Annotated in this window: 17 protein-coding genes; 7 read left to right on the top strand and 10 right to left on the bottom strand. The window is 50.1% G+C overall.

Annotated elements, in window-relative coordinates; all coding sequences use genetic code 11:
• Positions 1 to 210, bottom strand: coding sequence for a hypothetical protein (locus tag JW878_06250; GenBank protein ID MBN1762657.1), 210 nt, complete (start codon positions 208 to 210; stop codon positions 1 to 3).
• A gap of 83 nt (positions 211 to 293) precedes the next feature.
• On the opposite strand from JW878_06250, the gene JW878_06245 reads away from it, so the two are divergent.
• Together JW878_06245 and JW878_06240 are read left to right on the top strand one after the other, a co-directional pair.
• Positions 294 to 584, top strand: coding sequence for a type II toxin-antitoxin system HicB family antitoxin (locus tag JW878_06245; GenBank protein ID MBN1762656.1), 291 nt, complete (start codon positions 294 to 296; stop codon positions 582 to 584).
• Positions 545 to 766 (top strand): type II toxin-antitoxin system HicA family toxin, encoded by a 222-nt coding sequence (locus JW878_06240; GenBank protein MBN1762655.1) that lies wholly within the window; start codon positions 545 to 547, stop codon positions 764 to 766. Before JW878_06245 ends, JW878_06240 begins: the two co-directional genes overlap by 40 nt.
• 159 nt (positions 767 to 925) lie before the next feature.
• Here the strand turns inward: JW878_06240 and JW878_06235 are convergent, their stop codons facing one another.
• The 4 genes from JW878_06235 to JW878_06220 form a co-directional block, all read right to left on the bottom strand.
• Entirely contained in the window at positions 926 to 1573 is a 648-nt protein-coding gene (locus tag JW878_06235; protein MBN1762654.1) for a DUF1122 family protein, read from the bottom strand.
• A gap of 16 nt (positions 1574 to 1589) precedes the next feature.
• The gene (locus JW878_06230; GenBank protein MBN1762653.1) at positions 1590 to 3185 is read right to left on the bottom strand and encodes a thiamine pyrophosphate-binding protein; all 1596 of its coding nucleotides are present in this window, start codon (positions 3183 to 3185) and stop codon (positions 1590 to 1592) included.
• Between the two features lie 276 nt (positions 3186 to 3461).
• Positions 3462 to 3938, bottom strand: a complete 477-nt coding sequence (locus JW878_06225) for a hypothetical protein (GenBank protein ID MBN1762652.1) — start codon at positions 3936 to 3938, stop codon at positions 3462 to 3464.
• A gap of 109 nt (positions 3939 to 4047) precedes the next feature.
• Positions 4048 to 4245, bottom strand: coding sequence for a hypothetical protein (locus JW878_06220; protein MBN1762651.1), 198 nt, complete (start codon positions 4243 to 4245; stop codon positions 4048 to 4050).
• A gap of 923 nt (positions 4246 to 5168) precedes the next feature.
• Here JW878_06220 and JW878_06215 point away from each other — a divergent pair.
• Positions 5169 to 5645 (top strand): YbhB/YbcL family Raf kinase inhibitor-like protein, encoded by a 477-nt coding sequence (locus JW878_06215; GenBank protein ID MBN1762650.1) that lies wholly within the window; start codon positions 5169 to 5171, stop codon positions 5643 to 5645.
• A gap of 48 nt (positions 5646 to 5693) precedes the next feature.
• Here JW878_06215 and JW878_06210 read toward each other — a convergent pair whose 3' ends face one another.
• The 3 genes from JW878_06210 to JW878_06200 form a co-directional block, all read right to left on the bottom strand.
• Entirely contained in the window at positions 5694 to 5876 is a 183-nt protein-coding gene (locus JW878_06210) for a hypothetical protein (GenBank protein ID MBN1762649.1), read from the bottom strand.
• Positions 5877 to 6030: 154 nt separating this feature from the next.
• Entirely contained in the window at positions 6031 to 6804 is a 774-nt protein-coding gene (locus JW878_06205) for an HAD-IIA family hydrolase (GenBank protein MBN1762648.1), read from the bottom strand.
• A 53-nt stretch (positions 6805 to 6857) separates the two neighbouring features.
• Positions 6858 to 7613, bottom strand: coding sequence for a sulfatase-like hydrolase/transferase (locus JW878_06200; GenBank protein MBN1762647.1), 756 nt, complete (start codon positions 7611 to 7613; stop codon positions 6858 to 6860).
• Between the two features lie 168 nt (positions 7614 to 7781).
• Here JW878_06200 and JW878_06195 point away from each other — a divergent pair, with 168 nt between their 5' ends.
• Positions 7782 to 8279 carry a hypothetical protein gene (locus JW878_06195; GenBank protein MBN1762646.1) on the top strand — a complete coding sequence of 166 codons (498 nt, stop codon included), beginning with the start codon at positions 7782 to 7784 and terminating at the stop codon, positions 8277 to 8279.
• Positions 8280 to 8330: 51 nt separating this feature from the next.
• Positions 8331 to 8498: a redoxin domain-containing protein gene (locus JW878_06190; protein ID MBN1762645.1), complete on the top strand. Its 168-nt coding sequence runs from the start codon at positions 8331 to 8333 to the stop codon at positions 8496 to 8498.
• On the opposite strand, the gene JW878_06185 is transcribed toward JW878_06190, so the two are convergent.
• Positions 8467 to 9741, bottom strand: a complete 1275-nt coding sequence (locus JW878_06185; protein MBN1762644.1) for an amino acid permease — start codon at positions 9739 to 9741, stop codon at positions 8467 to 8469. The two genes, JW878_06190 and JW878_06185, sit on opposite strands and share 32 nt — an antisense overlap.
• Before the next feature lie 108 nt (positions 9742 to 9849).
• Between JW878_06185 and JW878_06180 the strand changes: the two genes are divergently transcribed.
• Both JW878_06180 and JW878_06175 read left to right on the top strand, forming a co-directional pair.
• A complete protein-coding gene (locus JW878_06180; protein MBN1762643.1) occupies positions 9850 to 10332 on the top strand; it encodes a peroxiredoxin in 483 nt (160 codons plus the stop codon).
• 33 nt (positions 10333 to 10365) lie between these two features.
• Entirely contained in the window at positions 10366 to 11079 is a 714-nt protein-coding gene (locus JW878_06175; protein MBN1762642.1) for a phosphoribosyltransferase, read from the top strand.
• A gap of 22 nt (positions 11080 to 11101) precedes the next feature.
• Here the strand turns inward: JW878_06175 and JW878_06170 are convergent, their stop codons facing one another.
• Entirely contained in the window at positions 11102 to 12394 is a 1293-nt protein-coding gene (locus tag JW878_06170) for an MATE family efflux transporter (protein MBN1762641.1), read from the bottom strand.
• Positions 12395 to 12820 lie beyond the last annotated feature (426 nt).

The raw sequence follows: 12820 nt of genomic DNA, 5'->3' as shown, positions 1-12820 counted from the left end.
TCATATCCTCAGCGAAAAGGGCAGGTTTCTATCTATGGTTTGCAGAGAAGCACCGTTGTTCACATCGACGTGTTGGTGCAGTAATGCGTACTCCGTGAACCGTGTGGCGAAGAAGCCCTGGATCTTCGCCGCGTTCGCTCTCACCGGTCTATCCGATTTCAGGGCCAAACGAATGGTTTGAGGTGCATAGGAGTACCTGAAAAAATAAATACTAGATACTACCTACTAAATCATAATCAAAGTCCGAGTAGAAGATAAAAAAGTAAACCTAGAGGGGGGAGAGGGTATAACGGATGGAGAACAAACGGGTATTTCTGGTGTCCATCATCCAGGAAGGTAAATTCTTTGTGGCACGGTGTCCAGAACTTGGCGTGACATCACAAGGCGAATCCCTTTTGGAAGCACAGAAGAATCTCAAAGAGGCTATCGAACTTTACATCGAGAGTTTTGGGCTTGAAGACCTGCCTGGCGTATCTGTTACCCCTTACTGGACACCGTTAGAGGTAAAAGTAGAAGTAGAGGCAGAAGCGGCGGATGCCTTAAACTGCCCGTGGTCTCAGGAAAGGAACTTGTCAGAGTCCTGAAGAAAGCGGGGTTTGTCGAAGTTCGGCGTAAGGGCAGTCACGTCTCGTTTCAAAAAGTAACTGCAGGGAAAACTTTCAAAACCGTTGTCCCCTTGCATAACGAACTCGCGAAAGGGACGTTACTTGATATCCCGCATCAAACCGGGTTGAGTAAAGATGATTTAATCACACTTCTTAAATAAAGTCTCTTAATTTCGCGGCGGCTTCTTCTACGGGGCGGTCAGATTTTAAAGTTAGGCATAAGGTTTTGAGGGGCATTATTGATACATCACCTCTAACAGATTATACAAGTTTCATTCAAGTTCCTATCTATGATGGTTTGCAGAGAAGCACCGCAATGATTATATCAATCTAAAAGAAGCAATCGGGGATTTTATTTGTATCCTGATCTCTTCCACAACCTTCCTCGCCAACTCCTTGCACACCTTCTCGATCTCCGGCTCCAGATATCCCTCTTTCCCCAGAAACTCCGTTAACTCTGCTATGATCTTAGCGGTATTCTCCCTTTTGCGTGTTTCATCAAGCGGCTTCTCGCCCTGTAGCTTGATCCCGCCCTCTTTCCAGCCCTCGGCGAAGTACCAATCTTTGAACCACCGGCAGCCGCAACGCCAGAGCAAATACCCGATTGGCGTGGCCGCCGGCGACACGCCTGACAGCAACGCACGTGCGGTGATTTTGTGATCGCGGTATGCTACCGAGATGTGCCCGCCCGGTGGGATAAACTCCGCAAGCAGTTGAAAGAGTACTTCTCCTGTTGCGTCCAGCTCATCGCCTGATACCGGCGAATAATCAAGCTCCAGCCAGGGTCTTATCCACGTACTGCCGAGGTAGTACAGCCCGCTTACTGTTTCGTGACTGTCCACAAGCAGGCTGAACGAGAACACACCGGCGAATGCGCCTTTCCTTACGTCCTTCACGTGCACGGTGTATTCACCAACCTTTCGCCCTTCCAGGGTATAAAGAGGGCTGTCGTTCCCTTCTTCGCCCATGGTTCGTTCGGTTCACTTAAAATCGCTTCGGATCGGTTGCAATATCGACAATCGCCGGCTTCCTTCCGTGTAGCACGTGTTCCATGACCGCTTTTAACTCCATCGGCTCGTGCACCGTGAAGCCACAGCCACCGCACGAGATCGCGTAATCGGCAAAGTTCGTATTCTCGAGTTCCGTTGCGAACTTCGGATAGCCCTCCACTCGCTGCTCCAGGCTGATCATGGCCAGCTCGCGGTTGTTCAGGATGACCACGACAATCTTCAGGTCCTGTTCGACCGCCGTCATGAACTCACCCATTACCTGCGCGAAGCCGCCGTCCCCGGTGATACACACGACCTGCTTGTCAGGAGCCGCTAACTTCGCCGCTATCGCTGCGGGCAGTCCAAAGCCCATCGTCGCCAGATAGCCGGACATCAGCAGCGTTTGCTGCGCCATCACCATGTTGCGGCCAACCCAGAAGCTATTATCACCCACGTCTATGGTGACTATCGCTGCCGGATCGATGGTCTCGCGCAACACTTTCATGATAAACGGCGCACGTAACGGTGCAGCCCTCGGATCCGCTTCCTGATCAAGCTGCGCGAACCAGTTCGCCTTCTCCCGCTTCACTTCTTCTAATAGCCCAGGATTCGCCGCTCGTTCCTGCACCTTCGCCAGTAACTGCTCTAAGACGACGCCACACTCGCCCAGAACCGGGGCTTCAATCGGGAACTCCTTGGCGAGATTCATCGGATCGAAGTCCACTTGAATGATTCGCTTTCGCGGGATATTCGTCTTCTCCGAGAACGACGAGCCGAAGACCAAAAGCAAATCAGCAGCATTGACAAATTTGCGTGCCATCGGCGTGCCCACATCGCCGAGCACGCCAAGCGCGAGCTCGTAATCCTCGGGTACCACCCCTTTCGCACGGTACGTTGTTATGATCGGCGCTTGCAATCGCTCTGCGAGCTTTAAGAGTTTATAACCGTGCCCCCGCGCGCCCCAGCCCGCCAGTATCACGGGCTGCTCCGCTTCGTTTAGTAATCGCGCCGCGCGGTCGACGAGTTCGCTATTAACGATGTTGAATTCAGGTATCCTACCTTTCAGTGGCGCTATATCCGCTTCAAGTGGTTCCTTCTGCACGTCGTTTGGTATAGCGAGGTGCGCAACGCCGCGGTCCACTAACGCGTGCTTCAACGCCAGGGTTACGAGTTCAACGGTCTGCTCCTTCGAATTGATCGTCTTGTTAAAGACACAGAAGGAATTGAAAAGAACGTCCTGATCAATCTCCTGGAAACCGCCGGGGCCGATGTACTGCCGCTTTACCTGGCCCGTAAGCGCTAACACTGGCGCACGATCCATCTTTGCATCGTAAAGGCCGGTAATCAGATTCGTCGCGCCCGGTCCCGCGATCGTCAGGCACACGCCTACCTTGCCGGTCAGCTTCGCGTACGCCGAGGCCATTAAGGCCGCCGCTTCCTCGTGCCGCACCTTGATAAACCGTAGCTTCTTATGCTTCCGTATCGCATCCACCACACCCAAGCAGCTCGTGCCCGGCAGTCCAAAAACGTACTCCACGCCCCAGGCCGCGAGTTGATCCACAAGCACCTCCGAGACCGTTCGCTCTTGCATACTTGTAGTATGCCCGAAGTGCACTTAAACGTTTCTCAAACGATAAACTTACTGCAGCACGGTGCGTGCGACAAAGATACCGAACGAGGGAAAACTCGCGTCTTAAGTTACGGTCAACTAGCGGCGATACGTTCTAATCAAAGGGATTCGTTCTCACCATAACAGAGCGCGCGAAAAGCGAGAGGAATGCGTATATTTACCGTTTCAAATCCGCCTGGTAGTTAGTTGCTGGACGAATAAGACGTTCATTCGCTTATATAGAGTTATAAAATAATCTCAAAATTTCTCATCGATCGCTTTCTTAAAGAGCTTCGCGAACCGATACAAGCGATCCTCCTTCTTCATGACGTTCTTCCTACCCAGGTCTCTTCGTGCCTTCTCTACAATCCTGTCAAAAGCTTCGGGATCATGGATATCCCATCCCATCGCATCGTGTAAGATCAAGAGCGTTTTTAAGTGAACTTCCGGATACTGGCGACAGCCGGTGTAATAACCGGTATATCGTACTATTAAACTCTGCGTTGACGGATCGATATCGAGTATTTTTAAGTCTTTATAACCCAGGTTACGAAACCGTACACCTAATTTTCTCAGATATTTCTTCTTGAATTTTTCATCCTTTTCCATTCGTTCGATATCCTTATCAGGTATTAAAGCCGACGTATACACCAATTCGCTGTCACACGGTACTTTCTTATACACTTCCTTTATTATTACCTCGTCCAACATGTCCTTAAGCCGCATACTAGGCATCCTCCCACCCTCCATTGCTCAGTTCAATATATGATGTGAATTGGAATGAACTTCCTCGGAGAACCTAATATCACCTCCCCCTTTATATAATGATCGGGTTTTTACTTCGTTACGAGCGCCCCCTCACCCACGCGTAAAACCGCCTCTTTGCTTCGTGATATACCGCTTCGCTCGCTTTCTCATGGCAGTCCACGAGAAGATAATCGATGCGTGCGTGATGCCCGAACAATGCGTTTCGCTCGATTACACGGCATTCCCGCGTATTTCCGATCATGAGATGATTGATAAGCCGCGTCGATTCGTTCATCGCTACGGTTACGGGTGTGCCTGGTCCTGAGTTATTGCGCGGGCCTCCTCGTCAGGGCGCGATTTTTTCCGAGAAATATTGCTTGAATCACGCTACAGTCTAGTCCGTTCACTATTTAAATAGTGAGTACACTAATGATATTCTTAGCGGCTGCGCCGGGCATTGATGGCAAGGGGGTAGTGCTCGGCGCAGGAGCTGAAAGGGTGGATGGCGATACGTAGTTACTTACTGACCTAAGCGGGTGTATTTCTATGATTTTTTAACTTCTAACCCTTCTTTGTTATGCCCTATACTTCCGACTCATGGTTTAGCTGAACCTGACCTAAACCGTGGCGAGACGTGCTGTATTCACTCGCAAAAGCGGTAATGCGTGGGGGGTTTAGGTGCGAATAAAAGAACTGGCACGTACGGCGGGCGGGCGCCGAGCAGAAAAGGAAAACGCTTTTATGGTCCACCGTTATTACTTCCTACTGAGAAAACCTCAGGTGCCATACCCTTTTATTTTAGAACGTGATCAAAATGCCAACCTGTAAAGACTGCAAATTTTATACGCCAGTCGATGAGCGAACGGGAACGTGTGCCAATCAGGGGAGCGAAACGTTTGCGGATAGGGATTCCGGAATGTGTCCTATGCGCGCATTTCAGCCCAAAAACTGATCAATGTCCTGGCTCCGCACTCCCTCCGCAGGATACAGATGTGACCTAAAAAGCATGTTCCTTGTCGTCGAGCCCACGCTGCACGTTTCCGCTTCTGCTTTTCATAACACTGTTGAAATTGCCCGTTCGTGTGGCCTTACGCAGGTTTCAGAACCAAAAGTCAGGCTAAGCCGGGCGGTGCTTTTCACGGTTGCAGAATCGGTTAATGTATTTGTCGGTGCAGGGTAAACCACCGGACGCAACAGAATGTTTTATACTGTGGTAAGATGAATCATACAACTGCGGGAGGGGAGATTATGAAAGTAACGAGTCCAGAAATTGAGAACTGTATGAGCATCCCAAAGAAATATACGTGCGACGGCGTGGACGTCAACCCGGCACTCGATATCGAGGACATTCCGGCGGAGGCAAAGAGCCTGGCGTTAATCGTCGATGACCCCGATGCACCACGAGGCACCTGGGTCCATTGGGTTATGTACAATATTCCTGTTACTGCTCGGATCGAAGAGGACAGCGTGCCCGGCGAGCAAGGGCTGAATGATTTCGGCGAAATCGGTTACGGCGGCCCGTCTCCACCATCAGGTACGCAGCATCGGTACTTCTTCAAATTATACGCGCTGGACACCGAACTCGCGTTAGGCGGCAGGGTAAACAAGAGCGCCGTAGAAGCAGCCATGGAAGGCCACATCGTGGACAAGGCGGAATTGATCGGCGTGTATAAACGAGGTTCACGGTTTTTCTGATAGTCCATTCATGAACGCGGGACATGAATGAACCCATATCAGCACGAGTTACGAATAGAGTCCCGATGCCGCGACTTGGTTGGGTTCCATACTGCCATACGGTGGCAGTTCTTTCTTCTTTATCTCTGCCACTACCTCCTTTATCAGTTCCTCGTCCCCTTCTACTTCGATTTCCCAATTACTCAACTTATACCTGAATCGTATCGTTTGCGGTTCTGATTCATCAGCCATGGTCATCACCGCTTTTATATTCTTTCCCCGGGATTAAAAGAATTTGGTTCTCTCGCTTCATCTTATTGTCGAGGGCGTGATACCGTGAGAAAGCCATGACGAAGAGCGTTTTGGGTGCTATACCGATAAAGGAATAAATTATGGAGTGCACTACCTACCGTTGTGCGAGCCCTCTCGGGATATCGACGATAGACTCGAAGATATAATCCGGGTGTATGAGTAATCTCTCGATATCGCTCCGTTTCGATGCCCCGGTTAAGACCAGCGCCGTTTGCATGCCGCCCTTCATCCCCATGAGAATATCGGTCTGGAGATTATCGCCCACGATGAGTGTTTCATGTGGCTGCACCTGCAATTGCCTGGCGATAAGGTCAGTAATAAACGCGCTGGGTTTGCCGATAACGATCGGTTTTTTTCCGCTTCCGGTCTCTACCGCCGCGACGATCGAGCCCGCGCCGGGAACAACCCGCTCGTTCGTAACCAAAAACGGGTCGGTATTGGTCGCAACGAAGAGCGCGCCATTCAAGAGCAACGTCAGTGCTTTCTTCAGCTTTGCATAGGTGAACCCCGTATCAAGGCCGACGAGCACGCAATCGCACGCGTCCTCACAAACGGTTATATCGTGCTCGATGAGTTCCTGTTTCAATCCGTCTCCTCCGATTACGTACACGCGACTGCACGGATAGTACTCTTTAATGTATTCCGCAGCCGCGAACCCCGAGGTGATGAGCTGCTGTTTCGTACACGAAATGCCGAAATTCGCTAACTTTTGCGTAAACCCTGCCCGTGACCGTGTCGAGTTATTGGTGAGGTAGAGTATCTCGTATTGTTTAGCGAGGAGTTCAAGAGCCTCGTTGGCGTGTGCAATAAGAGTCTTCCCCTGATATACCGTGCCGTCAAGGTCGATAACCAGCGCTTTGATTGCCATTTTCAGTACTTTACATACTACAAGCACACGGCTTTAAGTTTCTTCTCGGTACGTTAAGGCGCGGCAACGATCAACGGTACCGGAATTTTACCTTGTGCCGCTGTTCGCGCCTTAAGATGCGCCGTGTGGTCTCCACAGATAAACAGCATTCCGTCCCTATCGCGAACCGCCTCTGCGATCACCGCCATATTCCCGTTGGTGATCCGTGCGGCAACACGTAAATCCCAGCCTCTATGTGTAAACCGGTCAATAGAACGAAGATGCGCAAGCACGAACCGTACATCCTGCTTTTGTACTACGGCGAGGGTGTGCGCCTTTATTTCCTCGTCGTATTCCACTATGTTCTCGCGGTTCTCAACGCCGAAGACATAGCTCATCCGTCCTAATAACGGTTCGGCACCGTTCGTGTCGAGTACCGCTGCGGTTGGCGTGCCCTCATCGTCGAGTATCTCTAAAATGGATTTTATCTTCGATGTCGCTACGTCGGCGCTCACGACGATCCCGTGCGATTCGGGTTCTAAACCGGTAAGAAGCGACGCAATGGCTGGTGTTGTATGCGTGCTCACCGTCTCGCAAGAGAAGAGGAGCCCGTCACGTTCGGCAAGCCGGTGAAGCACCTCCAATTCCACGGCGAACTCAGAATAAATCTGGAGATCGAGACTGTCGATCACTACTAATACTACCATATCAGGATTGCGAGCACGCATAAAGTTACGTATGGACGCGACCGGGCGGGCTGGTGAGTTCAGCGGCACCCCGAAAAACTCGGCCAGCGTGGGTGCGATTTGCAAGAGCGAAATGGCGTGCATGAGCAAACGTTACGGTTCGAAGCCTATAAATCTTTTGAGTTCTTGAAGTAAAGTATTATCGTGTAGCATCCAACGAAAGGAAAATCTGATACGGCTGACAAAGATGAAATACAACTTCAAAAACAAATGTATGGATAGAACTTATATTATGAGCTGGTATAGAAAATTATGGAGTATATTTCGGTTCTACAAGTAGCCTTAGCAGTCGCTACTTTGGCTGTTGTGTGTTTCTTCCCGGTGCTGAAGTACCTCAAGAGGCCTAGACTTATTCTTTATCCCGAAAAAAAGGAACGTTCTAGTCCCGCCAATAAATATTTCGGATTCACCGTTGAGAACAAAGGTAAGAATGTCGCTAGAAACGTTAGTGGAGAAGTAGAGATTAACAACACTTCTACGGAGTTGATAAACTGGAATAATCCATTTTACAGAAATAAATACAATATTATTCACACCGAAAGGATCTCACAGATAAATATACTCCCCGGGTCAACAAATAAGCTTTGGTTCTTTGTAGGAGAGTTAGAAACTGACAGGATCACGCCAGGGAAGTATGAACTATCAGTACAATTAAGATGGGAATATCTAGGTCAGCTAAAAGAGCCTCCAAAGAAAAAATACTCGTTAAACTATACTACATGGGAAGAATCAGAAATTATACCAAAGTGACTAACTTAAAGCTGAGCAAAGGGGTGTTACATAACTGCGCAACAAAGGGATTTGAAGATGGGAGACCTTACACCGAGTTTCTGCCTCATTGATAAGGACGGTAAGGAGATATGCTTGCACGACTTCACTAACAAATGGGTCGTTTTCTACTTCTACCTCCGAGACAACACCAGCGACTGTTCATCACTCAAAATAACTCCTCATTCACGCTTACCTTGAGGATGATGTGAACAACGAAGCCTAAAAGAACAAGCGCGGTGCCCATCGCGAGCACATCAAGCGGGAGATTAACGAGCATAAAGAGCGATGTCACTAACCCAAACAGCGGCAAAAGGGGTAATTTACCGATAGTAAGTGGAGTTTTGAAGCCGCTAACGACCGGCTCTTTGTAGCGGAGATAAATGACCGCGGCGTTAACGAGGAGGAATATGAGGAATACGGTGAAGTTCGTTAGATTCGCGATTGTCGCCAAATCGCCCACAAAGATGAAACAGAGCGAGGCAAGCACGACGCTGACGATAGCGAACCATGGCGTTCGAAGTTTCTTGCTCACGGACAGGAATACACGAGGAAGCGCTCGGTATTCCGCGATACCGTAAACGAGGCGCGATCCACTCAGCAGCACGACGAGCATGGTATTAAAGGTTGAGAATAAGGCAATGACCGCGAGCACGGTAAAGAGTTGATCGCCGTACACGCGCTGTGCAACCAACCCAAGTGGCGCTTCTGCGTGCGCTAGCTCCTGCCACGGCACAACGCTTACCGCAGCAATGCCAACGAGGATGTAAATGACCGCCGTTATCGCGATAGAGAGGAGAATCGCCTTGGGTATGGTACGCTCAGGTTCCCGGGTTTCTTCCGCAAGTCTCGCAATGCTCTCAAACCCTATATAACTGAAGAAGATCAAAACGCCCGCTTTGATCACCCCCTGTAAGCCATTTGCAAGCTCCAGGTAGTTCACCGAGCCCAGGTAGGGCACACCGATGAAAATGATTATGATCAAACCGCTCGCTTCAATCACGGTGAAGAGAATGGTGATAAACGCGGTTTCTTTTATGCCCACTATAAGAATAAGGCCGCACACCAACAAGGTGGCAATTGCAATGACTATCACTGGGGTATGAAAGAGGGCAGAACAGTAGTTTCCAAATCCGACCGCTACAGTTGCCGCTGCTAGAATACTACTCACAATGAGCAACCAGCCGGTGATCCATGCGAGCGTTTGACCGAAGCTATGCATAATGTAAACGTATTCCGCTCCAGCATGGGGAAACCGCGATGCGAGTTCGGCATAGCTTAAACCGGTAAACGAGGCAACGAGCGCAGCGAAAACGAATGAAAGCCACAACCCAGTGCCACTGAGGCCCGCAGCCTCGCCGATGATTACATAAATGCCCGCACCGAGAATGACACCGATGCTCATCAAAGTGATGTGCCAGAGACCCAGCGCCCGTTTCAACATGGTGAATCACTTTTTAGTTATCTCTTTATACGTGGATCTATGTATATACTCTAGTTACAGGAGGGGTAAGAAAGTACCCCGCTGAGAAGAGAGCATATGGGTGTTACGATGACTGTGCAAACAGCGGAATTAAAGATTGGAGACCTCGCACCGGACTTTTGCCTCCCCGACAAGGATAACAAGGAGGCTTGCCTGCGCGACTTCAAAGGCATATGGGTCGTTCTCTACTTCTATCCACGGGACAATACCAGCGGCTGCACACGTGAGGCTGCCGATTTCACCGACGCATTAGACGAGTTCGAGAAGTTAAATGCCATCGTTCTCGGTGTGAATGCCGATTCCGTGGAAAGCCACTCCAAATTCGCTGGGAAGTACAACCTCAAGGTAACGTTATTGAGTGACGGTGAGCAAGCGGTCTTGAAAAAGTTCGGCGTGTGGCAGTTGAAGAAATTATACGGCCGCGAGTTCTGGGGCGTTGTTCGCAGCACGTTTTTGATAGATCCTGCGGGTAAAATCGCCTATGTGTGGCCCCGGGTGAAGGTCAAAGGACACGTCGAGGCGGTGAAACGCAAGCTGATGGAGCTACAATAGGCCTCACCGTTTACGGGAGGAGTGCTGTCGCCCATGGCGAGAGAAAGGAAAAGTGGAAACCTCATCGAAGTGCCGCAACTACGAAACAAAACGTTTGTGTTTGAGGATCGATCAAACGCCGGTACGGTACTGGCGGAGAAGCTTACGGATTACACGGGAACGGATGCGGTCATATTCGCGATACCGGCCGGCGGCGTTCCCGTCGCTGCCATGCTTGCAACGCGGTTACATCTGCCTCTTGACGTGTTGGTCGTGAGGAAGATCCATATACCATGGAATCGCGAAGCGGGTTTCGGCGCGCTCGCGTGGGACGGCTCAATTTTATTTAACGAGCCCCTCTTAGAACTCCTCAGGCTTTCGCACGAGGAGGTCGAGCGCTGTATCGCAGCGGAGCAAGAAGAAATTGAACGGAGATTGAAGTTGTTTCGGAGCGATAAGCCCTTCCCTGATGTTACGGGTAAAGTGACAATCGTTGTTGATGACGGTTTAGCGTCCGGCTTTACCATGCTCGTTGCACTCACATCATTGCGGAAAAAGAAGCCTGAGGAGATTGTCGTTGCCGTGCCCACCGCCTCGCTGAGTGCTATCCAAAAGATTCGAAAAGAAGCCGACACGATTGTCTGCTTGAACATACGAATGGGGAGAACCTTTGCCGTCGCTGATGCGTATAAGCGATGGTATGACCTCGAAGATGATGAAGTGGTAGCGATTTTGAAGGAGGTAGGGTATTACAAATACAAAACGTAATAAGCAAGCCCGTGCGCGGCTTCTAACCCGTCTGCGCCTTCAACAGCCCCCGTATGTACAGCCTTGCCCACGAGAATGCCAGCATTGTACCCGTGATATTTGCGGCAACCAGCCCCCACCAGACGCCCACGAGGCCCCATTCGAGGTAGAATGCGAATATAACCGCAAGCAACGGCGTGAGAATGATCGTCCGCAAAAGGGTGACAAGCAGTGCGTACATCCCCTTCCCCGTACCTTGAAAGACAGAGGAAGAGAGCATGCCGAACGATATTGCGGGGTAGAACAGACAGATTATTCGGAGGAAGAGTGTCAAATCAGGGGCTATATGCGCTGCCGCCTCGACTTGTGTAAATACCGCAGCTATCTGCGGTGCGAGCGCAAAGGTTGCCACCGCGATCGCCGTCTCCATCAAAAAACCCATTTTTGTCGCATAGAGATGCGCGATACTCACCTTCTCAAAGGAGCGCGCACCAAACGCAGCACCGCTTACCGGGACGACGGCGGTGGCGATACCGATCGTCGGTAGAACCGCTATACTTGCCACACGCCATCCTGTCGAATAGACTGCTACCCCATCTGTGCCACCCACCATGACAATTATGACATTGAGTATCAGCATGGTGAACGACATGGAGAGCTGCATCACCGCCGCTGGTAGGCCAACGCCGAAGATATCCTTGACAATCGTTTTATCACATCGAAAACCGCGGAAATCAAAGGAGACGTAGGTGTCCTTTTTGAAAAGCAGCCAGTTTAGCATGATAACCGAGGTGATGCCCAGTGAGAGTATGGTAGCCCATGCGGCACCGGCAACCCCTAAACCGAGGGTGTAAATAAAAATGGGGTCCAAAACGATGTTCAAACCCGCGCCCAGCGCCATGGCATACATTGCTCGCCTGGCATCACCCTCGCCCCGCAGTATCGCATTCGCTATGTTCGTGAAGAAGATGAAAATACTCCCGGCAAAGATAATTCGACCATACGCGACCGCCATGCCTAAGGTCTTACCCGCACCAATGAGCGCGAATAACTCTTCGGTAAAGAGAAAGAGCGGTACGGTAAACGCCACTACACCTAACACCATTATACAGATCGTATGAACCGCTACGTTGTCTGCACCTTTTTTATCCCGCGCGCCAATCCGACGGGCAAGGGCTGAACCCGCGCCTATACCCAAGCCATTGGACAATGCCATAGCCATGAAGAAGAAGGGAAAAACGAAACCAATTGCCGCGAGCGCGTCCGCACCGAGACCTGAAACCCAGACAGCATCGACAAGATTATAAATTGTTTGCACGAACATTGCCGCGATCATTGGCCATGCAAGTGTGATAATGGCCTTCTTCGGATCGCCCAATAGGGTCTTTACGCCCTCTGTTTCCTCTTTCTTCTGAGATCTCACATCGGGACTGCCCTTTACAGATGGTTCGGTATTCACGTGAGTATCCTCGTGTCTTTTGTTTATGTTCGGCGCACATAAGTCTTAACACGCGATCGGAGGAGGTAGAGCAGGCTCGTACATGTAAGGAAAAAGCATGCGGAGGGGGAGATTAGGACACGTATTTACTGGTAAAAATGCCGGAATAGAGCAATTTTAGAGCTTATTTTGTGTTTTTATTCGTTAATAGCCATTTATAATTTAGAAAAGTGGATCATACCTTTTATTTAGAAAAAATAAGGCTGTCAACTGGTCTCAGCCGTCTTTTTTCATTCTTTTTCTTCCGTATTCATCGCTTTTTCA

The organism is Methanomicrobia archaeon (genome assembly GCA_016930255.1).
In the GTDB taxonomy this organism is placed as follows: Archaea; Halobacteriota; Syntropharchaeia; order Alkanophagales; family Methanospirareceae; genus JACGMN01.
The sequence above is the reverse complement of the archived record's forward strand: the minus strand, read 5'-3'. Positions and strand labels throughout refer to the sequence as shown.